This is a genomic window from Pedobacter rhizosphaerae (assembly GCF_900111155.1).
Taxonomy (GTDB): Bacteria; Bacteroidota; Bacteroidia; order Sphingobacteriales; family Sphingobacteriaceae; genus Pedobacter; species Pedobacter rhizosphaerae.
This window is the reverse complement of record NZ_FOGG01000001.1, coordinates 325,368-352,356: the sequence shown is the minus strand read 5'-3', so window position 1 is coordinate 352,356 and position 26,989 is coordinate 325,368. Positions and strand designations below refer to the sequence as shown.

The window sequence follows — 26,989 nt, the reverse complement described above, 5'->3', positions numbered from 1 at the left end:
TTAAGCCTTAATGTTCTTGGTGCCTTCGTGGTAAAATAGTAATTACGAACCTTAATAATTAGAAACCTGAGCAGTTTACTCCCATAACACATATGCAAAATCTAGCACCCATAGCACTTTTTGTTTACAACCGTCCGCAGCATACGGCAAGGACATTGAAGTTTTTACAACAGAATGAGCTGGCTGCTGATAGCAGATTATATATTTTTTCTGACGGGGCAAAAACTTCGCAAGACGAACAAAAAGTAGCGGAGGTTAGAGAAATTATTCATAATGTAGATGGCTTCAAATCAGTAAAGGTAATAGATCGCAAAGTAAACGCAGGCCTGGCAAATTCTGTAATTGCAGGTGTTAGTCAGTTGATAAAAGACTACGGCCAGGTAATTGTTTTTGAAGATGATTTGGTGAGTTCTCCCCATACCCTCACCTATTTTAACGATGCACTAAATCGCTACAGAACAGCGGAAAAAGTAATGCATATTGGCGCATACATGTATCCTTTAAAAGCCGAAAATTTACCAGAAACCTTCTTCTACCGTGCGGCTACCAGTTGGGGCTGGGCAACCTGGGCAAGGGCTTGGGAAAACTTTGAACCGAACATAGATAAACTGATTGGTCAATTCGATCAGCAAAAAAAATCTGCCTTTGCTATAGATAATACCATGAATTTCTGGAAACAGATGCAGGAATTTAAAAAGGGAAAGAACAACAGCTGGGCGATACGCTGGTACGCCTCCATTTTCTTAAAGGGCGGACTTACACTCAATCCTTCTCAATCTTTAGTTAATAATATTGGGCATGATGGCACAGGAGTACATTCGGGCATGAATGATATTTACAATGTAATCATCAACCCTAAACCCATTACTTTTTTCCCTGATGTGATTGAAGAAAACCTTGGCGTTTATCAAACCATTAAACTTTTCCTTGCCAATAGAAAAGGGAATTTATGGGATCGCATTAAACGTTTCCTTAAAGAAAAGCTCAACAAATAGCTTCAGCCACATACAAACCCCTTATTTTCAGTAATATTTGCTCTGAAGAACAAAATTCGTTAACAAAAAGCCGATATTCCTTAATTTATTAATGGATTTGGGCTTAACTTTAGGATTCAATTTTTTACTATGAAACGATTATCCTTAATCCTCCTTTTTTTATCAAGTTTGGTGTATGCCCAGAATGCACCTGCGCCTTACGGTGCAGTTCCGTCTAAAAGGCAGCTGGCCTGGCACGACATTGAAGTATATGGCTTGATACACTTTACACCAACTACCTTTGAAAATAAAGAATGGGGCTTTGGAGATGCAGATCCAAAGACATTCAATCCTACAGATTTCAATGCAAACCAGATTATCAGTGCCGCAAAAGCCGGTGGTCTTAAAGGAATTATTCTGGTAGCCAAGCACCATGATGGTTTTGCTTTGTGGCCCACTAAAACTACCGATTACAACATCAGTAAAAGTCCATTCAGAAATGGCAAGGGCGATTTAGTTAAAGAAGTAGAACAGGCAGTTAGAAAAAACGGATTAAAATTTGGTCTTTATTGTTCTCCATGGGATCGTAACAATCCTAACTACGGAACCCCTGCTTATTTATCAACTTATCAGGCGCAGCTGAAAGAATTATACAGCAACTATGGCCAACTTTTTATTAGCTGGTTTGACGGTGCTAATGGTGGTGATGGATTTTATGGAGGAGCGAGAGAGCGCCGTTCTATCGACAATACCGTTTACTACGATTGGAATAACACCTGGGGAATTACCCGTAAAATGCAGCCTATGGCAAATATCTTCAGCGATATTGGTTGGGATATCCGTTGGGTTGGAAACGAAGACGGTCACGCAGCAGAAACCAGTTGGGCAACTTTTACGCCTATGGCACCCGATGGCAAGAATGAAGCCGTACCGGGCCAGGCAAATTACCCACAAAGCCCTATGGGCATTAGAGATGGAAAATTCTGGATGCCTGCAGAATGCGATGTTCCCTTACGTAAGGGATGGTTTTACCATGAAACGGAAAAACCTAAAACCCCGGAAAACTTATTCGACCTGTATTTAAAAAGTGTAGGCAGAGGAGCAGGATTAGATTTAGGTTTAGCACCAGATACACGCGGACAACTTCATGCGGATGATGTAGAGGCACTTAGAGCCTTTGGAAGCATCGTTAAAAATACTTTTGCCAACAACCTGGCCAAAAATGCCACTATTGTAGCCAGCAACACCAGGGGCAAAAAGTTTGATGCAAGCCAGATCTTGGATGGAAATAAAGAAACTTATTGGGCGAGCACAGATGATATGCATACCGCTAGCTTAGAACTGGATCTTAAAGCACCGCAAACATTCGATATCATTAGCCTACAAGAATATATTCCGCTCGGACAAAGAATTGAATCTTATAATGTGGAGATCTGGTTTAACAATACCTGGCAAAAGGTTTATAAAGGAACCAGTATTGGTGCTAAAAGGTTAATCAAACTAAATGATGCTGTAACCACAACAAAAGTGAGATTAAACATCACTCAATCGCCGGTTTGCCTTACTTTAAGCGAATTTGGGCTTTATAAGAAAACCCCATAATCCACGATTATTTTTCTTCTGAATACATAATTTCAAAGATCTTACCTATCGCTTTAGACGTTCGTTTGCTATAGCGATAGGTACTATCAGACTTAATATCTCTATACATCAGCATAACTGCCTGGTGGGCAGCTCTAGCCAACTTCACTTGTCTATCACGCGATGACGCATCTTCTGATTTTAGCTTTAGCTCTTCCATCTGTTTAGCCAGTTCGAGGTTCTTTTCCGTGGGACCGATTCCATCAGTTTTAATGGCATTCAACTTTACGTCTTTAGGCAGCGAGACTCTCAGACGCATTATGCCATTTAATCCTTCTAAATTGGTATTAAACTTAGCACTAAGTTCCTGATAAAGTTCTGTTTGATATTTTGGACTAAAATAGATCATTCCAGAAAAAAACAACAGAAAGAGTAAGGATGCCGCAGCATAGCGGGCCCAGCTTTTTAAGGCTAGGGTTTTCTCCATGGTAAAAGTTAAAATGTAGCAAAGTAAGAAACCAGAGATAAAACCTCCAACATGGGCCGCATTATCCACTCTTTTCCCCATAGTTCCGTTAATAAGGACTAACGCAGAAACAAATAAGGTACTGATGAGGAGCGCTTTAGTGGCATTTTTCTCGTAAGATTTATTAACCAGCAAAGCAATAAAAGCTCCGTATAAACCCATAATTGCTCCCGATGCGCCCATCATAATGGTTTCCTGATGAAAAGTAAGGCTAACCAATCCGCCACAAACGCCACTTAGCAGATATATGAAGAGAAACTTCTTCCATCCCAGCTTATTCTCAATCATTAAACCCAGATATACTAAGGCATACATATTAAAGAAAATATGACTAATGGAAGCATGTATAAACTGATAACTAATTAAACGCCAGTATTGTCCATCCAACACCATGTTGCGATGATTTACCCCTAAACCCAAAGCCAACTTTTTTGCTTCCTGCTGAATGGAGCCATAATCGACTGCATTGCCTTGGGTAAGGATAAAATTGCGCATTAAGTATGCTGAGATTAAAAATGTGATGATGAAGTAGAATGTGTTTAACAGCACCAGAATTGGTGTAACGGTATATCCTTTTTGCGGAAAAAAGAGGTACAAAACATTCCTGATCTTATCTTTTGTGGCCAGAGGTGCCTTTTCAAAGTAGTTTTTATCCTGATCGGCAATCTGTTGATGAAATACAGTCAACCTGTCTTCCCAAATTTCCTTTAGATGAAATTCTACATACTCAAACTCATGGAAAAACTTTGCTAAATTCGCTTCGTTCTTTCCATAATCGTTAAAAAGCATTTGAATCCCCACACATTCGCTTTTTACCACAGCAAAATCACCGTGAATCCTTACCGAAATCTCCTCGCTATAAGATTGAAATGAAATTTTGGTATAAGCAATCAGTCCGCTTTCAGAAAGATGGCTCAAACTCCAGCCTAGATTCTTAATGGCTTGCTGAGCCACTATAAGGTATTGATCTGCAGGAAACCCTGCCAAAGGAATGTATTTTTCGGTTTTAGGTGAATATCCCCAGCTTACAGACATAGAGCGCAATTATTTTCTTGCCTCTAAGATAATATAAGGTGATAAACTTTTGCTCTCGAAAGGAATAATCTTGGTAAATATTTTACCGCTTAGCCAAACCAGCTTCTTAAATAAACGAACACCAGCAGATTTTTGGTCTTCATTTTCCAGCCATACACTGAAACGACCAAAATAACCCGACTTTACCTCTTTTAAACCAGCTTTTTCACAAATGCTTTTAAGCAAGGTGGGATTCATGCTGTCGATATTATGCTTGTCGTAGTTTTCTTTATCGAAATTCTTTTGAAACCAACCGTTAACGGCCTTAAAGTTAGGCAAAGTGATAAATAACGTACCACCAGGTTTAACAAAAGCGATATGACGGTTAATAATATCAGCGGTATCATTAAAATGCTCTATCAGGCCACAGCTGAGCACCAAATCGTAAGTTTGCTCTGGCTGATAATTAAAAAGATCAGTTTCAACGATATGAATGTCTTTTTCTGTTAAACCATTTTTTTCTAAAAGCTCATTTACCACAGGCGGATGAACAAAGTAATCGAGCAGGGTAACATCCAGGTCGAAGTACTTTTTTAAGAATACCGCATAATACCCTGGGAAACCGCCCAATTCTATAGCGGTTTTAACTTTATCTCTGGAAATGATATCCGCCAACTGGGGATGAAAAAGGTAATTTGACGGCAACTGAACAGCCAATCCCTTTTTACTTTCCCAATAATTTACCCAAAAAGCCCTGTCGGTTAATAAATTTGCCATGAACTAAAATTTCAAAGCACCAAAGAAACGGAAAAAGTTTGTTTAATTGATAAACTGGTTGATTGTTTAATTGGTGAGCCGGTTAACTGGTGAGCTGCTTAGTTGGTTAACTGTTTAATTGTTTAACTGGCAAACTGCTTAACTGAGGAATTGTTTAATTGGTGAGCCGGTTAGTCGGTTAATTGTTTAACTGACTAACTGGTAAACTGGCAAACAATTAAGCGATTGGACGATTAAACAATTAAACAGTACCAAATTTTACTTCAAATCCTTCAATATCTCCGCTACTGCTTTTTCCAATTGAGGATCTTTATCTGCCAGGCGGTCTTCGAAAGTATTTTTCACATAAATATCTGGCTTAACGCCCTCTTTTTCTATGTTTTGTCCATCCATGGTATAACATCCCCAAGATGGTAAGCGATATGAAGAACCATCAACCAGGCCTTTTCCTGATGTAAAGATAATCCAACGGTAGGTTTCTGTCCCGATAATCTTCCCCAGCTTCAATTGTTTAAAGCCTGCGGCAGTCATTTCTGCATCGCTTAAAGATTGCTCATTAATTAACAGCACAATTGGCTTCGCTGCCGGTCCAAAATTACTTTGTGGTGCCAACTTACCGCCTCTGTATTTCCATTGCAGGTAAGGGCGCTGTGAAAGGAATTTAAGCACATCATCATGAACATTACCACCAGTATTGTAACGAAGATCCAAAATAATGGCTTCTTTATTTTCCTCCTGCTCCATCATATCCAGTAAGAAACGCTCCAGTTCACCACCGCCCATATTTTTCATGTAAGAATAAGCAATCCGGTTATTCCCCCATTTATTTACATTTTGACGGTTTTTAGTGATCCATTCATCGTAGAGATTGGTCCTCAGTGTTCCCGAACTTTCAGGGTGTACATTAGCAACAACCTCCTTACCATTTCGATTAAAAGTTAAGGTCATTTCCTTATCCAGTGATGGCTTACTGAAATAATAATCCCTATCTATCTTTTCATCCACTTCGATTCCGTTTACAGCTTTCAAGACATCGCCTTTTGCAATATTAATTCCCGTTGCCGCTGCGTTGCTCTTCGCCACAATACGTTCTACCTTAAAGGGATTATCGTTTGAAAACACAATTCCTGTTTCATTGGTAATATAATTGAGGTTTTTACGCTCTTCAGGACCGTTGCTATTGAAACCCATGTGCGAAGAATTTAATTCGCCCAACATATCATTGAGTAAAATCCTTAAATCGTTGCGGTTGTTCACATAGGGCAGATAAGCGGCGTAACGGGTTTTCATTTTTTCCCAATCTACACCATGAAACTTCTCATCGTAAAAATTCTCATCAAGCCCCACCCAGGTTTCATAAAACATCTGATTAAACTCTGCATTAAGGTTTCGGGTAAACCTGTAGTTATGGTCTATCCTATCCGCTTTATTCGCATCAATATTATATTTATTAATTACCCCGTTAATGAGTATAAAATACTTGTCTCCACTCTGAATAATGTGATAACCACCTCCGTCTGCCACTTTCTCTGTTTTTCTGTTTTCAAAAGGCTCTAGTGTGGTACGGTAAACTCCCGGTGCACCGCCTTCATGGTTGGAACTGTAAAACAAATAGGTTTTATCGCCCTTGGCAAAGGCATCTGTGCCATACTGGCCTCCAAATGCAGGACCAACTAAGGCTATGCGGTCGAGAATATCTTGGGTATTAATCTTAATCACATTTGCCGGTTTAACTGTAGGCTTGGTTTCAGCCTTTTTCTTTGCCGTATCGATTGTTTTCTTACTATCTTTTGGAGGGTTTACACCGGGCTTCACCTCTTTTGGCTCTGGCTTGTTTTCTTTAAAAAGTTCATCAAACTTATCAGAACGGTAAGGCTCGTCGTAATTGTTCAGCGCCATGCTATAGATATGCGCTTCGGACATTCCCGTTGGATAAGAAGGCTTAGTTCTTGCACTGGTAAAGAAGATGTATTTCCCATCAGGCGACCATGCCGGATTAGTTTCGGTAACTCCGGTATTGGTTAAGTTGATGGTTTTATTGTCTTTAATATGATGGACCAGGATATCCTGCTCAAAATTTCTGTAAGCCGTAAACAATACATACTCATCATTGGGCGAAAAGCTTGGAGAAGCATTTTGTATGGCCCAAAACTCATCCGTAACAATGGTTTTGCTATCGAGCGTTTTTAAATCCATTAACCGAAGTTCATTTCTGCCACTTAAATAAACGGCGAGCGTTTTGGCTTTATTAAAAGTGATATCCCTATTGTTGGCCTTATCCTTTGTAATCTGTTTAGCTGTACCCTTACCATCGCCAGTAATGGTAAACCAATTTTGATATCCGTTTGCCGTTTGACTAAACAAGATGGTTTTATTATCGGCCAGCCATTTACACTCCATCGCTCTTTCGCCGGTATGGGTAATCTTACGTACGAATTTACCATCAGCATCACTTACAAAAAGTTCACCCCTGGAGATGAAAGCAATCTTTTTACCATCAAGTGCGGCATCAAAATTAGAGATATTTCCACGCACGTCATATTCTTGCTCTTTGCTCAATACCTGGTTTCTACTCGAAGAAATATTGACCTTTTCGGTCTTCTTACCCACTACATCATAGGTGTATAACTGATAATCCTTTTCGAACACAACTGTTGAACCATTAGCCGCTACAAATGGACGCTTAATAGAACTGTCAAACTTGGTTAATGCTGTTTTTTTGCCGTTGCTTATGGTGTAAAGGTTATACTCTTCATTTCCTTCATCAGAAACAAAATATACATTCCCTTTTTGATCTACCGTAGTCCAAAAATCTTTACCAATGTAATCTGTATAACGCTTATAGCTTTTTGTTTTAGGGTTATACGATTGAATATCCGGATTATAAGCTCCTTTATAATGCTTACGATTAGCAAAACGGTAGCTTTCCCAGGTGTCGTTAAAAAACAATTGTCCGTCTGGTGCTTCGGCAATGTGATGAGTGGTATTGAAATAATTTTCGAACAGACGGGTGGCGGTACCCCCATTAACACTCACCTTGTAGCTGGAAAAAGAGTTATATCGCGATGAAGTGAAATAGATGGTTTTAGAATCCCAAGCCCAGTTGTCTACCTCGTCGGCAGCATCATTAAAGGTAAGCTGCTTGATATCTCCACCAGCCATAGGCATGATATACACATCCTGATTACCAAACTGATTAGAAGAAAAAGCCAGCCACTTACCGTCGGGAGAAACTTTCGGATTAATTTCCTCTCCCTGCATGGCGGTTATACGCACGGCCAAACCTCCCCTTACCGGAATTTTCCAGATATCGCCATCATAACTGAATACTATAGTTTGTGCATCGGGCGTTAAAGCTGGATATGCAGCAAAATAAGTCTGATTTTGAGCAAAAGTATAAGCAGGAATCAAAAGGACTGCTACTTTTAGCGTTTTCAAGATAGATTTGATCATAAGTAAGCGTATAAGGATGTTTGGAAAGTTGAAAATACGCAACAGTTTTTATAATCGTAAACAATAAAATGTATTTTTGAAAGATTTGAAAGTTGTACACTTAAATACATACGATGGCAATGGCGGCGCTGGCCGTGCTTGTTTACGCTTGAGCGATGCACTCAAAGCTTCTGGTATCGACTCCAAAGTTTTGGTGTATTACAAGTTTGGCCAAAATCCTAAAATTGATACGTTCAGTAAAACGCCATTCCAAAAGGCAAAAGCCGTTTACAACATTTTAGCCGAGCGATATTTTTCCAAATGGCTGAGCAAATCGGTAAAAACACCCTTTAGCCTGCAATGGTATGGCCGATCGGTAATCAATCACCCCGATGTTAAAAATGCAGATATTATCCACCTCCACTGGGTAAACCATGGCTTTTTGAATCCGAAGTTTTTAGCACAGCTGGACGAACTGGAAAAACCTGTAGTTTGGACCTTTCACGATAGCAATGCCTTTACAGGTGGCTGTCATGTGCGCTATGGCTGCGAACACTTCCATCAGCAATGTGGAAACTGCCCGATTTTGAAATTAAGTGGTAAAAATGATATTTCTCATAAAATCTGGCTCCGTAAGCAGAAAGCATACACCGAACTTAACTTTCATATTGTAGCGCCCAGTAATTGGATGGCACAATCGGTAAAATTTAGCAGTTTATTGGGTACCCGAAAAACAACTGTTATTCCAAATACGATAGAAACGCAGATTTTCAAACCATATGTAAAATCTGAAGCCAAAAAAATACTTAAAATAGATCCCAATAAGTTTGTTTTAATGAGTGGCTTTATGCCCTCCAAAAACGACAAGCATAAGGGAACCCCTTACCTCGTTGAAGCTTTAGAGATTTTATCACGGCGAGTTGGGATAAAAAAAGAAGACATAGAGCTGGTTATATTTGGAAACAAAGACAATGCGGAGCTTCCTTCCTTTCCTTTCAAAACCACCTTTTTAGGGACAATTAATAAGGACGGTCATTTAGCCAAGTGCTATTCTGCAGCAGATGCATTTATTACGCCTTCACTGGAAGATAACCTCCCCAATACCGTAATGGAGAGTCTTTCTTGTGCCACGCCCGTAATTGCGTTTACTACCGGTGGAATTCCAGACATGGTGAAACACATGCAAAATGGCTACCTGGCAGAATACAAAAACGCAACTGATTTGGCTAATGGCATTGAATGGTTATACCACCGTCCGAATAAGGAAGAAATTCAAAAAGCGGCCAGGTTTTCTATTTTATCTGATTTCTCGGAAGAGGTAATTGCTGCCGAACACATTCATTTGTATGAAACTTTGATTGATTTACAGCCTAAGTAAATCAAAGCTTCGCGCATTTCATTTTATTTGCCGAAAATAAAAAAAACCTCAATCTTTGTTATTTTTATAGCGAATCAAAAACAACAGCAACTTGCCTAAACTATCCATCATCACTATTGTATATAATAACGCCCGAGACATTGAGCGAACCATTCAATCTGTGATCAATCAAACCTACAAAAAGATTGAATATATTGTTATTGATGGTGCCTCGACGGATGGAACTTTAGAAATTGTAAACCGCTACCAGGATCAGATATCAAAAATTGTTTCTGAACCCGATAAAGGGATTTATGATGCCATGAATAAAGGTTTGGCACTAGCCACGGGCGATTATATTCTCTTCATGAACTCGGGCGATGAAATATACGACCACCAGACTGTTGAAGCCGTTTTTGCCTCAGCAGACTGGGCCGACATTTACTATGGTGAAACAGAAATGTATAATGATAACTGGGAAAGTTTGGGCAAAAGAAGGCACGAAGCGCCAGAGGAATTCGATTGGAAAAGTTTTAAATACGGAATGAGTATCAGCCATCAGGCTATTTACATCAAAAAAAGCATTACAGTTCCCTACGATTTGCAGTATAAATACAGTGCTGATATTGACTGGATCATCAAGGCAGCTAAAAAAGCATCTAATACTGTTAATGTACACCGTTATGTAGCCAAATATCTGGTTGGTGGTATGAGTAAAAAGAAACACCGGGAAAGCTTGAAGGAACGCTTCAGGATCTTTACAAAGTACTACGGTTTAATCCCCAATTTATTTAATCACTTCATCATCGCCTGTAATCTGGCATTGTACTTCGTGAAGCATAGAAGGACAAATGATTAGTTTTCCGAAGCCTGCTAATCTCATTTTTTAAAAACAATCTTTGAATTTTTGCTGTCTATACCATAATACCTATTAAAAACAGTAAAATTATGGGACAATTAAGTAATCGCAACATTGCAATACTTTCAGAAAGCGGATTTGAAGAAGTAGAATTGACTGAACCTTTAAAAAGGTTAAAAGAAGAGGGAGCAACCGTTCATGTAATCTCTTCTAAAAGCGGCAAAATAAAAGCCTGGAACCATGATCATTGGTCTATCGAAGTAGCTGTAGATAAAACAATTGCTGAGGCCAATGCCAATGAATACAATGGTTTAGTTTTACCGGGTGGTGTAATTAATCCCGATCAATTAAGGGTAAATGATGAAGCAATAGCCTTTGTAAGGGCATTTTTTGAAGCGGGTAAGCCCGTTGCAGCCATCTGCCATGGGCCACAAACTTTAATCAATGCAGATGTTGTTCGGGGCAGAAAATTGACTTCAGTTAAGAACATTGCGCAGGATTTGATCAATGCAGGTGCCGATTGGAGCGATGAGGAAGTAGTAGTAGATCAAGGTTTGGTAACCAGCCGAACACCTGAAGACTTACCTGCATTTAATGATAAAATTGTGGAGGAATTTGCTGAAGGCGTACACGAAGGGCAACACGCCTAATCAACGCTTTGGACGCTCTTTCTAGATTCACTCAAAAAACGGTTGGCTTGTCCAGCCGTTTTTATTGGTTTACCCACTACCTTTGATTCTTTCTCCTTCGGAAAAGGATTCCATTTGTCTTTCCTTATTACTGGCTTTGATCGGGTGAGGACTTATTTTTCTTCTATGGATTATATGGTGCAAAAAAACATTAAGGCAAGTTGAGTTTTTTAGCCACGGAAACACTGAAGGCACTGAATTTCTTTAATTATAACCACTAAGATATAAAAGATAGCAGGCGCTCTGCTTCTATTTGTGTGCGCTCAGCAATAGCGAAGCTATCTCTGTGTACTCCGTGTAATTCCTCTTTCTCTCTGTGGTTAATGCTTTGTGTTAAACTTTGCGCGCTCCCTTGGGCAGTAGGTAAATGATGGAAACGCAAGCATTCGACTGTCCTATCCGGCGAAATGCTGCTAGGCCGGAGGCGTGCATAGGAAAGGACAGTTATATTTGAACGTTTGGAGTATGGCGCATAAACAGACCTGCGAAGGTACTTTTTATCCTAAGCACAGACCGGCTCCCCGCCTAATTTAGGAGGGGCAAGGGGTGGTTAATAAGGAATTTTACCTTTCTGGTTGTAGCATCCCCTCTAGTTGTAGCGTCTCAAATGCTATTAAGTTAAGCAAAATAGTGTCCTGAGCTTCCCGATGTGAAATCGGGACAACTAGTCGAAAACCTTCTTAATAAGTCGAAAACTAAAATGGATTGCCCTTCGACAGGCTCAGGATGACAATCCATTTTAGTTTTCTCCTTAAGTTAATAGCATTGGTAGCATCTCGCTACGACCCAAAAATTTCTCGTTTCCTCGCCGCCAAAAAGTTGCAGTTACAACTTCACTTGTCTGATAATATTTTTGATGTTAAGCTCAATAATATCGGTCATATTTTTACAATAGAGATAATTCGCATCATTAAAATAATCGGCCATACTTTGTTTTAGCCTTGCGATATTTTCCGGAGTAGTTAATTCTTCTTTTTTAGAAACATCGCGTAAATCTGTCAACCGATGACGCTCACTCCTTACCCTGTGCACAATAGATGACCTCTCTTCCTGCTGATATTGAAGTACCGTTTTTTCGGTAAGCTGCTCCATACTCAGCTTCACATACGGCAGGTTTTCTTTAAAAAATTGAGGCAGATAAACTTTCAGGTTACCTTCATAAAACTGCTGATCAAAATCTATGGCCCTGATTCTAAATTGAATGTCATCAAAGTCTGGCGTAATCTGTACCACAAAATTATACGCCCTCATATCCCCCAGCAGCATAATAAGACAACGTTCATTAAATTTTACAAACTCCTTGGCAATCCGTGTAGGATTAAACTCTGGTGTATATAGTTGTCCTTTGGTAAACACATCCCCCGGTATCCCGGCGATATGCTCTTCCACCAAGGTATCGCCATCTACCAAATAATTTACCTGATTGGGCGAAAGGATCTCCTCCATTTCCAGTCCGTAAATACGGGAAGCGTCGGCCTTTTTAATGTAGAAATAATCGTAAACATCATTCAGCCTGTTTACTATCCTTATCCTAAATGGATGCGTATTTCCGAAAGTGCAATACTCTATTTTATCAATGTATTTATGTTCTACAATACGGAGATTACCTGAAGCTTTTAAACTGGCATATATTTCCTTTAGGCCACTATGCAACTTTTCAATTAAATCTTGCGCATAAATTGGTCCTTCCCATAAAGAATCCTTTCCGTATTTATCCATTAAAGGAAAAGCTTCATTAAACTGCATTAAATCATTGTATGTAATGGGCAGTTTCGCTTCTCTCTGGTAAAGACGAAGATATTTCTGTAAGGCTGGTGTAACCGGAAAAATCGGTTTTTTCTTAGAAATTTTTACATCGTTATTTTCCATTCTACAGCAATGTACTACTTTAATGAATGAACCGCAAAGCCAATCAGCGTTTTGGATAGCTAAATGGCAGTCCGGCTAAATACCTGCTGATTTTCCGATAGGGATAATTACCTGCGCCATGACGGGCAAACTGTACAATAATGGTGTTCGTTTTCGGGTCTATGTACAGCCGTTGACCAAGCATACCTTCGGCTGCGTAATCACCCTTATCGCCTTGCTGTGGAATCCACCAAAGATAATGATGCGCAGATTTTTGCCAGCCCTTTGCTGATGCAGGTTTTTCTGTACCGATACTGACAGATTGATCAACCCAACTTTCGGGTATAATCTGTTGACCATTATATTGCCCTCTGTTTAAGAACAAACGACCTATTTTTGCTAAATCAATTGCTGTAACCTGAAAACGACTAGCTACATTAGCCAGTCCGCCCGGATGATCTAAGCCCCAGGAAGCATAATATTGAGTACCAATTTTTAACCACAACTTTTCTTCAAAATATTGCGCCACCGTTTTCCCTGTTGCTTTTTCTAAAACCCAACCCAATAAAATCGGGTCTATACTTTTATACTTCCAAACAGTTCCGGGCCTGTTAACCAACTTTACATCCATTAATTCAGCTTTCATATCATGGGTGTAATAATACTTCGCCTCATCAGAAAAGAACGCCTTTAAAATCCCTCCAAAAGCATCTTTAAATTCAAGACCAGATTTCATGTCTAAAAGGTTCTTTATCGAGATATTATCAAAGGCCGGGTTGGACTTTAATTCTGGAATATATTGCAGCACTTTATCATCGAGGCTTTTTATATTTCCATCTGCCAAAGCTTGTCCAATCAAGATCGAAATCATGCTCTTAGCGCCAGAAAAAATAGTAGTTAAGGTGCTATCGGAATAACCTTTGGCAAATTTCTGATAGATGATGCTGTCATTTCTAATCACCATAAAAGCGGTTAAATCACCTTGTTCAAAATAATCATCGAAAGGGATCGATCCATTCCGGCCATTTAACACCTGGAGGCTATCCAGGTCGACACGCATTTTTGAGGCTTTTTTAAACTGAAAAGCTGTATCGCTGTGCTTAACGACAGTCTGTGGAAAGATTTTGTAGGTTACGGCATTGGGTGTGCGATAGCGCAAAACCCTTAATAAATAGGGCTTCCAGATAAACATTCCGGTTAAACAGGCTATAACCAGTATAAAAAACCATTTTAAAATCCTTTTAAAGATCTTCATCTGTGTACTCTCACTATTATTGTTGAATTGTTTAAGGGTTTAACTGATTATTGACAACTGCTTAACTAAACTGAGGATTGCAAATTGAAAACTACCTTATTGAGGTTGATGTTTCCACCTGCGGTGGCTCCAAAGCCAGTAAGCCGGTTCATCTCTAATAATCTGCTCTAAAAATCGGGTATGCATTTCTGTTATTTCAAATTCTGCAGTTTCAGCAGGATTCAAACATAACGGAACACAGTCAACTTCATAATATCCTCTCTTAATCACTTTAACCCTTAGATAGAAAACTGGCCGGTTGGTCTTTTTGGCAATCTTTTCTATCCCCAGTTGTATCGCTGTGGGCTGATTCAAAAAGGTTGTCCAGTAATTGGATTCTTCCCTTGTTGGTGCCTGATCATTACCAAAGCTAAACAGGGTAGTGATATCCTTTGTAGCTTGAAGCGCTCTAAAAGTTTGCCTCATCGCAATCATCTGATTGCCAAATTTACATCTGACTTTCTTAAACCAGGCATCAAATATGGGGTTGTTAAGTGGTTTATAAATCGGGTATTGAACTGCGGAGAAATGCAGGCCACAGCTTAAAGTTCCCCACTCCCAATTGCCGTAATGTGCCGAACAAACCAACACACTCTCTCCTCTTTGTAGATAACCTTCTATCAGTTCCCTATTGCGAAAAGGAAAACGCCTTATCGCTTCCTCCTTCGAAATGCTATTGAGCTTTACAATTTCAAAAATTAACGCAGCGAGATACTTAAAGTATTTTTTTTCTATCGCTACAATCTCTGTTAACTCCTTTTCTGGAAATGCATTCATCAGATTTGCCCTCACTACCTTTCTCCGGTAATTAAAAACATAATACAATAACACATAAAGCCCATCTGCTAATAAATATAGGATGGACATGGGTAAAAGCGATAATACAACTATAAAAAATATCCCTAAATGGGCAAAACCCTTTTTAAGCATGTTATACGGTTAAAGCGTAAAGTTAAAATTATTAATGAAAGTGCCAATTGCGAAAGACTTAAAACGACCAGGGGAATGGATTGTTTGCGGAAAAAGATTAAAACAAAAAAGCCCCGATTTACATCGAGGCTTTAATATAATTTAAAAGGCTTATGCGAATTGCTTTCCTTTAACTTTACGTTCTTGTTCTGTTAAGAAGATTTTACGTAAACGCATACTTGCAGGTGTAACCTCAATGTACTCATCAGCCTGGATGTACTCCATAGCCTCTTCTAAAGAGAATTTAATTGCAGGTGCGATACGAGTATTATCATCTGTACCAGATGCACGCATGTTGGTTAATGCTTTTCCTTTAACTACGTTTACTACTAAATCGTTATCACGGATGTGCTCACCCATAATCTGACCTTCATAAACATCAGCTCCCGGATCAACGAAGAAACGACCTCTATCTTGTAACTTATCAATTGAATAAGCAGTAGTTTGACCTTTTTCCATAGAAACCAATACACCATTTAAACGACCTGGGATTGTACCTTTCCAAGGCTCGTAAGCTTTGAAACGGTGCGCCATAATCGCCTCACCAGCAGTAGCAGTTAATACGTTGTTACGTAAACCGATAATACCACGAGAAGGAATTTCGAATTCTAAGTGTTGTAAATCGCCTTTTGGCTCCATAATTAACAACTCACCTTTACGTTGAGTTACCAACTCGATTACTTTACCAGAAACTTCAGCAGGTACATCTACAATTAATGTTTCAATTGGCTCGTGTTTTTTACCATCGATTTCTTTAACGATAACCTGTGGCTGACCCACTTGAATTTCATAACCTTCACGACGCATGGTTTCGATTAATACTGATAAATGGAGAATACCTCTACCATATACCAACCAAGAATCAGGAGAAGCAGTCTCAACCACTTTAAGTGCTAAGTTTTTCTCCATCTCTTTGTATAAACGTTCTTTAATACGTTGAGAAGTTACCAATTTACCTTCTTTACCGAAAAATGGTGAGTTATTGATGGTAAACAACATATTCATTGTTGGCTCATCAATGCTGATTACCGGTAATTGTTCTGGTGCCTCAAAATCAGCGATAGTATCACCAATATCGAAACCATCAATACCTACAACAGCACAAATATCTCCCGAGCTTACTTGTGTAGCACGGATTTTTCCTAAACCTTCGAAAGTATAAAGTTCTTTTACTCTTGATTTAACTACCTTACCATCACGTTTAATTAACGTAACCGGTTGGTTTTCTTTAATGGTACCGCGGTGAACACGACCAATTGCAATACGACCTACGAAAGATGAATAATCTAATGAAGTGATTTGCATTTGTAAAGTACCTTCGTTAATAGGTGCAGGAGGGATATTAGCCACAACCGCATCTAATAAAGCGAAAATATCAGTCGTTGGTTTCTGCCAGTCAGTACTCATCCATCCTTGTTTAGATGAACCGTAAATAACAGGGAAATCCAGTTGCTCTTCAGTAGCTTCAAGGTTGAAGAACAATTCGAAAATTTGCTCGTAAACCTCTTCTGGGCGACAGTTTTCTTTATCCACTTTGTTTACCACCACAATTGGTTTTAAACCCAATGCCAAAGCCTTTTGCGTTACGAAACGAGTTTGAGGCATTGCACCTTCAAAAGCATCGCAAAGTAAAAGCACACCATCGGCCATTTTCAAAACACGCTCTACCTCACCGCCAAAATCCGCGTGACCAGGTGTATCGATGATGTTAATTTTTACGTCTTTGTATTGAACAGATACGTTTTTAGACACGATTGTGATACCACGCTCACGCTCTAAATCGTTATTATCCAATATCAACTCTCCTGTTTGTTCGTTGTCACGAAAAATAGAACAAGAGTGTAAAATCTTATCAACCAACGTGGTTTTACCGTGGTCAACGTGTGCTATAATAGCTATATTTCTTATCTTTTGCATAAAATGCGCCTCAAATTTGCCGCAAAGATAAGGCTTTGAAATGGATTTTCAACTATATCGAGAAGTTTTTAATCCAAACTTAACACCGTAATCACTTCATTTTTAACACAAAAGCCTATTGAACCGTTGTAACTACGCCTCTTTTTAGATGACTACTTGCAGCCCTGCCTGCCTTGTATAGTTTTTTACAGCCGGTATACAGCTTTTATCCAATATCCGTACAACCTGCCGCGCATCATTAATCCTACACCGATATTCCCTTATTTTTACTTTTATCAAACACTTGTAAATGATAACACCATGCTGTTCAACTCCTTAAGCTTTGCCATTTTTCTTCCCATCATTTTTGCGCTTTACTGGTTAATTGGAAAAAAAAGGCTTAAGCTTCAAAATATCCTGTTGCTCTCCGCAAGCTATTTCTTTTATGCTTGCTGGGACTGGCGCTTCCTGTTTTTACTCATCTTTTCTACCCTACTCGATTTCTTTACGGGTTTAAAAATGGAAGAAAAACCGCAGCAGCGAAAGCTTTGGTTCTGGCTAAGTATTGGCATTAACCTGGGCTTTCTGGGAGTATTTAAATATTACAACTTCTTCGCAGAGTCTTTTGCTGAAGCCGTTTCGAACTTTGGCCTACAGGTTAATCCATGGACATTGAAGGTCATTTTGCCAGTGGGAATTTCCTTTTATACTTTCCATGGTTTATCCTATGTGATAGACATTTATAAGCAAAGGATTAAGGCCGAAAGGAACTTTACAGACTATGCTTTATTTGTAAGCTTCTTCCCCCTTCTGGTTGCTGGTCCCATTGAACGGGCTACGCATTTGCTTCCCCAAATCAAGAAAAAAAGAGACTTTAACTACAGCCAGGCCATTGATGGACTGAGACAAATTTTGTGGGGCTTATTCAAAAAAATTGTCATTGCCGATCAATGTGCAGTAATTGCGAATATGCTTTTTAACCATTCGGATGCCTATTCTGGCAGTACCTTGTTGCTGGGCGCGATCTTTTTTGCCTTTCAAATTTATGGGGATTTCTCTGGCTATTCTGATATTGCTTTGGGTACGGCAAGGCTATTTGGGGTTGAACTCCTACGCAACTTTGCCTATCCTTATTTCTCCAGAGATATTGCCGAATTTTGGCGTAGATGGCATATATCATTGTCTACATGGTTCAGAGATTACCTGTATATCCCACTGGGGGGAAGCAAGGGCGGCACCTGGACCAAGGTGCGCAATACCTTTATCATCTTTTTAGTGAGTGGCTTTTGGCACGGTGCCAATTGGACGTTCATTATTTGGGGGCTATTAAATGCGCTTTACATCTTGCCTTCCATTATATACAATACCAACAGGTCTAATCTGGATATTGTAGCCTCTGGCAAGACTTTCCCTTCTTTTAAGGAGTTTTTTTGTATCATACTCACCTTTGCACTAACCGTTTTTGCCTGGATCTTTTTCAGGGCAAATTCAGTGCAACATGCGTTTAATATCATATCTTCCATCGGTTCCAGTACGCTATTTACCGTACCGCAAATATTACCGATAAAGCTCTTGCTTTTGCTGGTCTTTTTCATCCTCATAGAATGGAAGGGCAGAAATGAACCTTACGCCATTGGTAAACTGGGCTTTAACTGGATCAAACCTGCCAGATGGAGCCTGTACTACGCCTTGGTTTTCATCATTTTTTACTTCGCCGGAGAAGAACAACAGTTTATCTACTTCCAATTTTAGCTATGAAAAAGTTTGTCCAACACCTCTTTCTTTTCTTATTTCCTATCCTGATAATGGGAATAACCATCGAATTACTGATTCGAAAAATTCCAAACGATTACGAACTGAAGAATAACTACCTGGATCATCATGCCAAAGAGGTAACGGTGCTTTTTCTGGGCAGTTCTCATGTTTATTACGGAATAGACCCACAATATATTAAAGGAAGTTTTAATGCTGCTTATGTGTCTCAATCTATCGATTACGATTTAGAGATCTTAAAAAAGTACAGAAACAACTGGTCTAAACTTAAATACATTGTACTACCCATAGATTATTTTTCTTTTTATGGCCTTTTAGAAGATAGTCCGGAGGCTTGGAGAACCAAAAGTTACAGCATTTACTATCACATAGATGCCCATAATAAATTTATGAATGACACCGAAGTGCTGAGCAATAAATTAGACCTCAACCTGAGCAGGTTATACGCCTATTACATTAAGGGGGAAACGGAAATTTCTTGCACAAACCTGGGCTGGGGTACGCAATACCAAGCCAAACGACACAAAAACCTCGATAAAACGGGCATCACAGCAGCAGCGCGGCATAGTGCTACAACCAATAGGCGATTTACCAACAATGTTCATTTGCTCAATGACATTATAACCTTTGCCGAACAAAGGAAAGTAAAAGTACTGTTATACACCAGTCCGGCTTATAAATCGTACGTTTCACATTTACATCAATCGCAATTAATGAGCACGCTCTCTGCCATCAGGCAAATCGGGAGCAGCCACCCAGGCATTAAGTATTACAATCTTTTAAGGGATAGCGATTTTAAGGCGAATGATTTTTATGATGCCGACCATCTGAATCAGTATGGTGCCAAAAAACTTTCCTTAAAAATAACTGCCCTCATCCAAAAGGAAGAAAAACAGCTATAATTATACTTCGAAAGCCCAGTTTAAAAAGGCAGGCATCACGCTTTCCCAGGTGGGTACATCGTGTTTGCCGCCAACTTTTTCATAGTAAAAAAGCTGATTTGGCCTTTTATATCCTTTGGTCAAGAGCAATTTAACCACATCAATGGTATCATCAATAGAGTCAATAATCAAATTCTTATTGCGATCTGCCAGCTCATCCTCCGTTCCTGTCATTAGCCAGAACTTCATATCGGGCTTGCTGGAGGTATGCGCTAACATTTCATGCAATATTCGATCAGCATCTGTATAACCATCAGTCAGATCTTTCTTTCTCCACCAAAAAGCGCCAGAAAACACGCCAACAGCATCGAAAATATTTGGGTTATTCCAGGCTATATCAAAAGCAGACAAGCCGCCTAAAGAAAAACCGGCAAAGGCAACCTTCCCTGTAATCGGTAAGGCAATTTTCTTCTTTACAAAAGGCAAAAGTTCCTTAATTACAAATTCTGAGTATAAATTAGCCTTTGCGCCTCTCCCTTTAAAATCAGGAATACCAGCCACACCATATTCCATTAAGCGATCTGAGGATGCTTTAATAGCCACCACAATTAACCTGTGGTTTCTTTTATTGTGATGTGCTTCTTCCAGAATTTCTACAAAGTTCATTTTAGCCACATCCTGGCCATCATTCAAAAGAAGCAACTCTATTTTTTCATTCCCTAAAATACCTTCAGGGCTGTAAATATCTATTTCAACCTCATGCTTTAAATAAGCAGAAGGGATTTTAAAACTACTGGTATTAACCTTAACGGATAAAATTGTTGTGTACATAAACTTCAAATCACCTATCACCCGGCGTTGTGCCTAATAAATTGCGGCAAAGGTACGATTCTATCTAAACTATTAAATATCAGTATCATTTTTTTACAAAGCATCCAATTTTCATCGCTTTTTAAAAATCACTTTCGCTCTTTTTATGAGATTTAATTTCTATCTTAAAACATTCATTTTTTGCTATGGTTAAAGAAGAACATAAAAAATGGTACAGCCCGAATTTAAGCATTGATATCGACTTGCTCATTTTTGGCCACAGTGGTATCCCTATTCTACTGTTTCCAACTAGTATGGGTCGTTATTTTGAGAACAAGGATTTCAACCTGATCGATTCTGTTGAAGGATTTATCAATGAAGGAAAGATCAAAATTTATTGCCCGGACGGCATCGATAAATTAAGCTGGTATAATAAAAGTATCCCTCCGGCAGATCGGGTTAAAAACCATATCTGGTATGATAAATATCTATTGGAAGAGCTTGCTCCTTTAGCCAGGCACGAAACCGGACATCAAAAAATTATAACCGCAGGTTGCAGCTTTGGCGGTTATCATGCTGCAAACTTTGCCTTCAGGCATCCCTGGCTGGTAAGCCATATGTTTAGTATGAGCGGAGCATTTGACATCACCGGTCAGTTAGACGGTTTTTATAACAATGATGTTTATTTTAACAACCCCATAGATTTCATCCCCAACAACAGCAATCCAGAATTGCACGACTTAAAAATTGTTCTTGGAACTACAGACCGCGATATGTGCAGACCCGACAACGAAAAACTCTCACACATCCTGAATCAAAAAGGCATTAATCATTGGCTGGATATCAGGCAAAATGCCGATCATGATTGGCCAATCTGGAGAGAAATGTTCCCTGAATATATTGCTCAGCTTTAAATGAAGAAATCAATAGAAATCATCAAACGATCTTATAGTTAAGGTGTTTGATAAATAAACAATAAACTCAAGGAATGAAAAAAATAGGGATTTTATTCGGACAGGAGCGCTCTTTTCCTGAAGCCGTTATCGAGCGGATTAACCAGAAAGCCGTAAAAGGCATCACAGCAGAAGCTGTCAAAATTGACAAAATATTTCAGAACGTTCCTTTGGGTTATGCTGTAATTATTGATCGCATTTCTCAAGATGTGCCTTTCTACAGGGCATCTTTAAAAAATGCAGCCATCACAGGGACAGCAGTTATCAACAATCCATTTTGGTGGAGTGCCGACGAGAAATTTTTCAACAACGTACTGGCCGAACAAATTGGGGTTCCAGTGCCCAAAACAGCCTTAATTCCTTCCAGGCAACACCCAACAGGAACTACCGGAGACTCTTTTTCTAACTTAACTATGCCCCTCGACTGGGATGCCATTTTTAATTATGTTGGCTTTCCTGCTTACATGAAACCTTTTGATGGTGGCGGCTGGAGAGATGTTTATAAACTGCACGATAAGGAAGATTTTTTCAATAAACATGCTGGCACAGAACAACTGGTGATGCTTTTACAGGAGGAAATCATTTTTGAGCAATACTACCGGTGTTATTGTATTGGAGGAAAGCACGTTCGCATCATGTCTTACGATCCCCGAAACCCACACCACCTGCGTTATGCGGTAGATAGCTTTACGACCAGCAGCGCACTGCTCAAAACCATAGAAGAATACGTTATTAAGCTCTGCACTTATCTGGGGTATGATTTTAATACGGTAGAATTTGCCGTTCGGGATGGCATTCCAATTGCCATAGATTTCTGCAACCCTGCGCCAGATGCAGATATTAAAAGTGTAGGCGAAGAGAACTTCGAATGGGTGGTAGAAACCACCGCAAATTATGCCATTGAAAGGGCACAAGCACAAAAAGACGGACAAGACAATCTCACCTGGGGAGAATACATTAAATCTTCGGTGGCAGGAAAACCTTTAATCGCAAAATCAGCAAGCAAAACAACCAAGAAGCCCGCAGCGAAGTCTGTGGCAGAAAAAACTACCGCAAAACCTAAAAAACCAACTGTTAAAAAATAATAAGGGATACTATTAATGAGCATCAGGATGAATGAATTTACGCTAGGCGTGGAAGAAGAGTACATGGTAATTGATCCCGTTACCAGAGAGCTGACTTCGCACGACCAAAAAATTGTTGAGGCCGCACAAAAGATTCACAAAGACCAGGTAAAAGCAGAAATGCACCAGGCAGTGGTAGAAGTAGGCACGGGTATTTGTAGAAATACCGAAGAGGCCAGGAAAGAAATTTCACAGCTTCGATACACGGTTTCGCAACTGGCCGGAGAACAAGGACTTCGAATTGGTGCTGCCGGCACCCACCCCTTTTCACATTGGGAAAAACAATTAATTACAGAACATCCCCGCTATAACGAAATTGTAAACGAGTTGCAGGAAGCTGCCCGTTCTAATTTAATCTTCGGATTGCATGTACATGTAGGCTTTCAATCGAGAGAACTGGCCATTCACATCGCCAATCAGGTAAGGTATTTCCTTCCCCATGTTTTCGCCTTATCTACAAACTCTCCTTTCTGGGAGTCGAGAAACACAGGATATAAATCTTTCCGGACTAAAATTTTCGATAAATTTCCAAGGACTGGTATCCCTGATATTTTCAATAGTATTGAAGATTATGACAACTACGTAAAGCTACTCATCAAGACCAATTGCATGGATAACGCCAAGAAAATATGGTGGGATATTCGTGTACATCCATTTTTTGACACGGTAGAGTTTCGCATTTGCGATTGCCCGATGTTGATTGATGAATCGATGGCTTTTACAGCATTATTTCAGGCCTTATGCGCAAAACTATATAAACTCCGTTTGCAAAACATGAAGTTTATCAGCTATTCACGAGCTTTAATTAACGAGAATAAATGGCGTGCCGCCCGATATGGTGTAGATGGAAATTTAATTGATTTTGGGAAGGAAATGGAGGTAAATTGCAGAAATCTCATCTTAGAACTTTTAGATTTTATCGATGATGTGGTAGATGATTTAGGCTGTAGAGAAGACATTAATTACGTTCACAAAATACTTGAACATGGCACTGGCGCAGACAGGCAGTTGGCAGTTTACGAACAAACTGGTAACTTTGAATCGGTAGTAGATTACATTACTAATCAAACACTTATAGGCGCAAAGTAATTAAACCATGGATAAAAGCAGTTTAAAGGTAGCCATTATTGACATGAATAATGGCGCCCCTAACCAGGGGATGAGGGGGATTCAGGAGATTTTATCCCGCTTCAAAACCGACAACCACATCGACCTCCAATTTGACATTTTCGATTTAAGGCAAAAGGACGAAATTCCAGGCCTTGGGTATGATGTTTATATTTCCAGCGGCGGCCCCGGCAGCCCTGTAGAAAGTGAGGGGGAGAAATGGGAAAACGACTACTTTAACCTCTTAGATCAGATTGAAGCCTTCAATGCTGCAAATAAAGAACAAAAGAAATATGCCTTTTTGATTTGCCACTCTTTTCAGTTAGCCTGCCGCAAATACAAATTGGGAAAGGTTACGGAAAGAAATTCAAATGCCTTTGGAATATTCCCCATTACCTTAACCAAGGATGGGGAGAAAGATGAAGTTTTTGATGGCATTTCCAATCCTTTCTTTTCGGTAGACAGCCGAGACTGGCAGGTAATTTCTCCAGATTTTGAAGCGTTCGAATTAAAAGGGGCTAAACTTCTGGCAATAGAAAAAGAACGTAAACACGTGAATCTGGAAAGATGCATGATGTCTATTCGCTTTACAGATGAGATAATCGGCACACAGTTCCATCCGGAAGCAGACCCGGTGGGCATGAAAATGTACCTGCTACAGGAGGAAAAGAAAAAGCTGATTATTGATACGCATGGCGAAGCCAAATATTTCGATATGCTCAATAGCTTAGACGATCCAAAAAGGATTATGCTTACACAAAGCGTTATTCTTCCTAACTTTTTAAATAAAGCGATAGGAAAATTACAAGAAGCTTAAAACGACATGAAGCCTGGCTTTCGGGTTGTAATTACGGTTTAGCTCTATTAATCAAAGAACTATGATATCCGCTCAACGTCAGAAATACAACCAACAGTTTAGCTCAGAAAAATACAAGGCCTTTCTTCAAAAATTGGAGGAAGGCCTTATCAAAATCCCTTTCCGCGTAGCAGAAACGCCAGTTTTTGTACCCAGGGCATTAAAGGAAAAACTAATTGAGGCGGGAGATGAAATTATTCGCTTAATTAAACAAGACAACTTCAAAGCATTAACTGAAAAAGCAATTCCCGAAGAATGGCGTGTGCCAAATGAAAATGGCCAGTCGCACTTTTTAACCTTTGATTTTGGGGTTTGCAAAGATGAGCAGGGCGATCTAACCCCCATGTTAATTGAAATGCAGGGCTTCCCTTCCCTATATGGCTTTCAACACCACATGGGCAAAAAATTTAAATCAACTTTTGATCTTGATGATACTGTAGATTACTTCTTAAATGACTTCAATGAAGAAAAGTATATTGATTTATTAAAAAAGGTCATCATTGGGAAACACCAACCCCATGAAGTGGCTTTAATGGATGTAGATGCGCACAATCAAAAAACAGCCATCGATTTTCTGGTTACTGAACAAATGCTTGGAATTAAAATCCTAGCCTTAACAGATATCATTAAAGAAGGGAAGAATCTTTTTTATCAGGAAGGCGCCGAAAAAATTCAGATAAAAAGAATATATAACCGACTTATTTTTGATGAAATAGCCTCAGATCCTGAAATTTTAAGCAAAAGCTTTGATCCACGTGAAACATTAAATATTGAATGGGCCACACACCCCAACTGGTTTTACAGGATTAGTAAATACACCATGCCTTTTTTAAGGAGCAGGTTTGTACCCGAAACACGTTTCTTAAATCAAGTGGCAACAATTCCCCAGGACTTAGAAAACTACGTATTGAAACCATTATTTTCTTTTGCAGGAATGGGGGTAATTATTGATGTTCATCCAACCGATATTGCCAATATAAAAGATCCTGAAAACTGGATTCTACAAAGGAAAGTAAATTATGAGCCTGCAGTTCAATCGCCAACGGGAGGTGTTAAGGCAGAGATCAGAATGATGTACCTTTGGGCAGATGGAGAAGAGCCACAACTCTGCATCAATCTTGCGCGATTAAGCAGGGGGAAAATGATAGGCGTTAGATATAATGCAGATTTTGACTGGGTAGGTGGAACCATAGGATTTATGGAGAAATAAACCACACTTATTAACGCGCTCTGCGCACAATATTGCTAATCATCCTTTTTTACATTCAACTGAACGCTAAACTGCCAAAGGCTGTTATATTTGTACTATGGATATTCAAACGATATTAGTCTTTTTACTCTTTGCGGTGGCATTGGTGTATGTTGGCCGTTTGGTTTATAAATCTTTACAGGTTAAGAAAGATGGCTGTGGTGGAAACTGTAAATGTGGTGTTGACTTTTCTGATATTAAACCTGCTAAAAAGTAATTTGAACCTTTTATGATTCATCAGTTTAAAAGCTACCTGAAGGAAAAAATTGATATTACTGATGAGCAGTTCGACAGTATTTCTGGCGATTTGAAAGTAAAAAAGTTCGACAAGAACCAAATTGTACAGTATAAAGGTGACATGTATAAGCATGGCTTCTTCGTTGGCAAGGGGCTGCTACGCGCCTACTCCATAGATGAAAAGGGTAAAGAGCACATCTTACAATTTGCACCAGAAAACTGGTTAATTTCTGATCGCAACAGCATGAATAATGAGCCTTCTATCTTTTTTATCGATGCGATAGAAGCTACAGAAGCGGTACTGATGCCCAATGACTTTATGGAAGAAGCAGCAAGAAAAGTGCCTTGCCTGCAACCTATGCACACCCGCTTGCTCAATAATTCCATCCGCTTCATGCAAAAAAGAATCAATATGCTTTTGAGCGCAACAGCGGAAGAAAGATATCTCGATTTTATTAAACTGTATCCAAACCTCACGCTCCGCGTACCCCAATGGATGATTGCCTCCTACCTCGGCATTACCCCCGAATCGCTAAGCCGGGTAAGAAAAGAATTGGCAAACAAGCATTTCAGGCCGTAATTCATTAATTAATGAATGACTGAATTTTGAATGAGTGAATGTTCAACTCAACTCACCAATCAAACAGTTCACCAGCTAAACAATTCAATCATTCTCTCAGTCTATCCTTCAATCATTAATTATTGAATGAACGAGTTTTGAATGAGTGAATGCTCACCTCAACTCACCAGCTAAACAATTCACCAGTTAAGCAATTAAACAAA

At 39.4% G+C, this 26,989-nt stretch carries 22 protein-coding genes; 14 read left to right on the top strand and 8 right to left on the bottom strand.

The window, feature by feature from the left end; translation table 11 throughout:
* Nucleotides 1-92 precede the first annotated feature (92 nt).
* Together BMX11_RS01525 and BMX11_RS01520 are read left to right on the top strand one after the other, a co-directional pair.
* Complete coding sequence (locus BMX11_RS01525) at nt 93-995, top strand: glycosyltransferase family protein (RefSeq protein ID WP_090880290.1); 903 nt, start codon at nt 93-95, stop codon at nt 993-995.
* Between the two features lie 129 nt (nt 996-1,124).
* Complete coding sequence (locus BMX11_RS01520; RefSeq protein ID WP_090880287.1) at nt 1,125-2,576, top strand: alpha-L-fucosidase; 1,452 nt, start codon at nt 1,125-1,127, stop codon at nt 2,574-2,576.
* A 7-nt stretch (nt 2,577-2,583) separates the two neighbouring features.
* On the opposite strand, the gene BMX11_RS01515 is transcribed toward BMX11_RS01520, so the two are convergent.
* From BMX11_RS01515 to BMX11_RS01505, 3 genes are all read right to left on the bottom strand, one after another.
* Nucleotides 2,584-4,116, bottom strand: a complete 1,533-nt coding sequence (locus BMX11_RS01515) for a rhomboid family intramembrane serine protease (RefSeq protein WP_090880285.1) — start codon at nt 4,114-4,116, stop codon at nt 2,584-2,586.
* 9 nt (nt 4,117-4,125) lie between these two features.
* Entirely contained in the window at nt 4,126-4,872 is a 747-nt protein-coding gene (locus BMX11_RS01510) for a class I SAM-dependent methyltransferase (RefSeq protein ID WP_090880282.1), read from the bottom strand.
* Nucleotides 4,873-5,130: 258 nt separating this feature from the next.
* A complete protein-coding gene (locus BMX11_RS01505; protein WP_090880280.1) occupies nt 5,131-8,325 on the bottom strand; it encodes a S41 family peptidase in 3,195 nt (1,064 codons plus the stop codon).
* A gap of 76 nt (nt 8,326-8,401) precedes the next feature.
* On the opposite strand from BMX11_RS01505, the gene BMX11_RS01500 reads away from it, so the two are divergent.
* From BMX11_RS01500 to BMX11_RS01490, 3 genes are all read left to right on the top strand, one after another.
* Nucleotides 8,402-9,682, top strand: coding sequence for a glycosyltransferase family 4 protein (locus BMX11_RS01500; protein ID WP_090880278.1), 1,281 nt, complete (start codon nt 8,402-8,404; stop codon nt 9,680-9,682).
* A gap of 91 nt (nt 9,683-9,773) precedes the next feature.
* Entirely contained in the window at nt 9,774-10,520 is a 747-nt protein-coding gene (locus tag BMX11_RS01495; RefSeq protein ID WP_090880275.1) for a glycosyltransferase family 2 protein, read from the top strand.
* 89 nt (nt 10,521-10,609) lie between these two features.
* Complete coding sequence (locus BMX11_RS01490) at nt 10,610-11,170, top strand: type 1 glutamine amidotransferase domain-containing protein (RefSeq protein WP_090880272.1); 561 nt, start codon at nt 10,610-10,612, stop codon at nt 11,168-11,170.
* 864 nt (nt 11,171-12,034) lie between these two features.
* Here the strand turns inward: BMX11_RS01490 and BMX11_RS01485 are convergent.
* The 4 genes from BMX11_RS01485 to typA form a co-directional block, all read right to left on the bottom strand.
* Nucleotides 12,035-13,078 carry a hypothetical protein gene (locus tag BMX11_RS01485; RefSeq protein ID WP_090880269.1) on the bottom strand — a complete coding sequence of 348 codons (1,044 nt, stop codon included), beginning with the start codon at nt 13,076-13,078 and terminating at the stop codon, nt 12,035-12,037.
* 43 nt (nt 13,079-13,121) lie between these two features.
* Entirely contained in the window at nt 13,122-14,312 is a 1,191-nt protein-coding gene (locus BMX11_RS01480; RefSeq protein ID WP_090880266.1) for a serine hydrolase domain-containing protein, read from the bottom strand.
* A gap of 96 nt (nt 14,313-14,408) precedes the next feature.
* Nucleotides 14,409-15,281 carry a lysophospholipid acyltransferase family protein gene (locus BMX11_RS01475; RefSeq protein ID WP_090880263.1) on the bottom strand — a complete coding sequence of 291 codons (873 nt, stop codon included), beginning with the start codon at nt 15,279-15,281 and terminating at the stop codon, nt 14,409-14,411.
* A gap of 150 nt (nt 15,282-15,431) precedes the next feature.
* Nucleotides 15,432-17,237, bottom strand: coding sequence for a translational GTPase TypA (gene typA / locus BMX11_RS01470; RefSeq protein WP_090880259.1), 1,806 nt, complete (start codon nt 17,235-17,237; stop codon nt 15,432-15,434).
* Nucleotides 17,238-17,537: 300 nt separating this feature from the next.
* On the opposite strand from typA, the gene BMX11_RS01465 reads away from it, so the two are divergent.
* Together BMX11_RS01465 and BMX11_RS01460 are read left to right on the top strand one after the other, a co-directional pair.
* A complete protein-coding gene (locus BMX11_RS01465) occupies nt 17,538-18,968 on the top strand; it encodes an MBOAT family O-acyltransferase (RefSeq protein WP_090880256.1) in 1,431 nt (476 codons plus the stop codon).
* Nucleotides 18,969-18,970: 2 nt separating this feature from the next.
* On the top strand, nt 18,971-19,891 hold the full coding sequence (locus BMX11_RS01460; protein WP_139180105.1) for a hypothetical protein: 921 nt from the start codon (nt 18,971-18,973) through the stop codon (nt 19,889-19,891).
* On the opposite strand, the gene BMX11_RS01455 is transcribed toward BMX11_RS01460, so the two are convergent.
* A complete protein-coding gene (locus BMX11_RS01455) occupies nt 19,892-20,701 on the bottom strand; it encodes an alpha/beta hydrolase (protein WP_090880251.1) in 810 nt (269 codons plus the stop codon).
* Between the two features lie 185 nt (nt 20,702-20,886).
* Here BMX11_RS01455 and BMX11_RS01450 point away from each other — a divergent pair, with 185 nt between their 5' ends.
* The 7 genes from BMX11_RS01450 to BMX11_RS01420 all read left to right on the top strand — a co-directional run bounded on the left by BMX11_RS01450 (nt 20,887) and on the right by BMX11_RS01420 (nt 26,786).
* The gene (locus tag BMX11_RS01450) at nt 20,887-21,594 is read left to right on the top strand and encodes an esterase family protein (protein ID WP_090880248.1); all 708 of its coding nucleotides are present in this window, start codon (nt 20,887-20,889) and stop codon (nt 21,592-21,594) included.
* 74 nt (nt 21,595-21,668) lie between these two features.
* A complete protein-coding gene (locus tag BMX11_RS01445) occupies nt 21,669-22,718 on the top strand; it encodes an ATP-grasp domain-containing protein (RefSeq protein ID WP_090880244.1) in 1,050 nt (349 codons plus the stop codon).
* A gap of 27 nt (nt 22,719-22,745) precedes the next feature.
* Entirely contained in the window at nt 22,746-23,846 is a 1,101-nt protein-coding gene (locus BMX11_RS01440; protein ID WP_090880241.1) for a carboxylate-amine ligase, read from the top strand.
* A gap of 7 nt (nt 23,847-23,853) precedes the next feature.
* Nucleotides 23,854-24,681, top strand: a complete 828-nt coding sequence (locus BMX11_RS01435) for a type 1 glutamine amidotransferase (protein ID WP_090880238.1) — start codon at nt 23,854-23,856, stop codon at nt 24,679-24,681.
* Nucleotides 24,682-24,742: 61 nt separating this feature from the next.
* Entirely contained in the window at nt 24,743-25,930 is a 1,188-nt protein-coding gene (locus BMX11_RS01430; protein WP_090880235.1) for a hypothetical protein, read from the top strand.
* 97 nt (nt 25,931-26,027) lie between these two features.
* The gene (locus tag BMX11_RS01425; RefSeq protein WP_090880232.1) at nt 26,028-26,186 is read left to right on the top strand and encodes a FeoB-associated Cys-rich membrane protein; all 159 of its coding nucleotides are present in this window, start codon (nt 26,028-26,030) and stop codon (nt 26,184-26,186) included.
* A gap of 12 nt (nt 26,187-26,198) precedes the next feature.
* The gene (locus BMX11_RS01420) at nt 26,199-26,786 is read left to right on the top strand and encodes a Crp/Fnr family transcriptional regulator (protein ID WP_090880229.1); all 588 of its coding nucleotides are present in this window, start codon (nt 26,199-26,201) and stop codon (nt 26,784-26,786) included.
* The last annotated feature ends 203 nt before the right edge of the window (nt 26,787-26,989 follow it).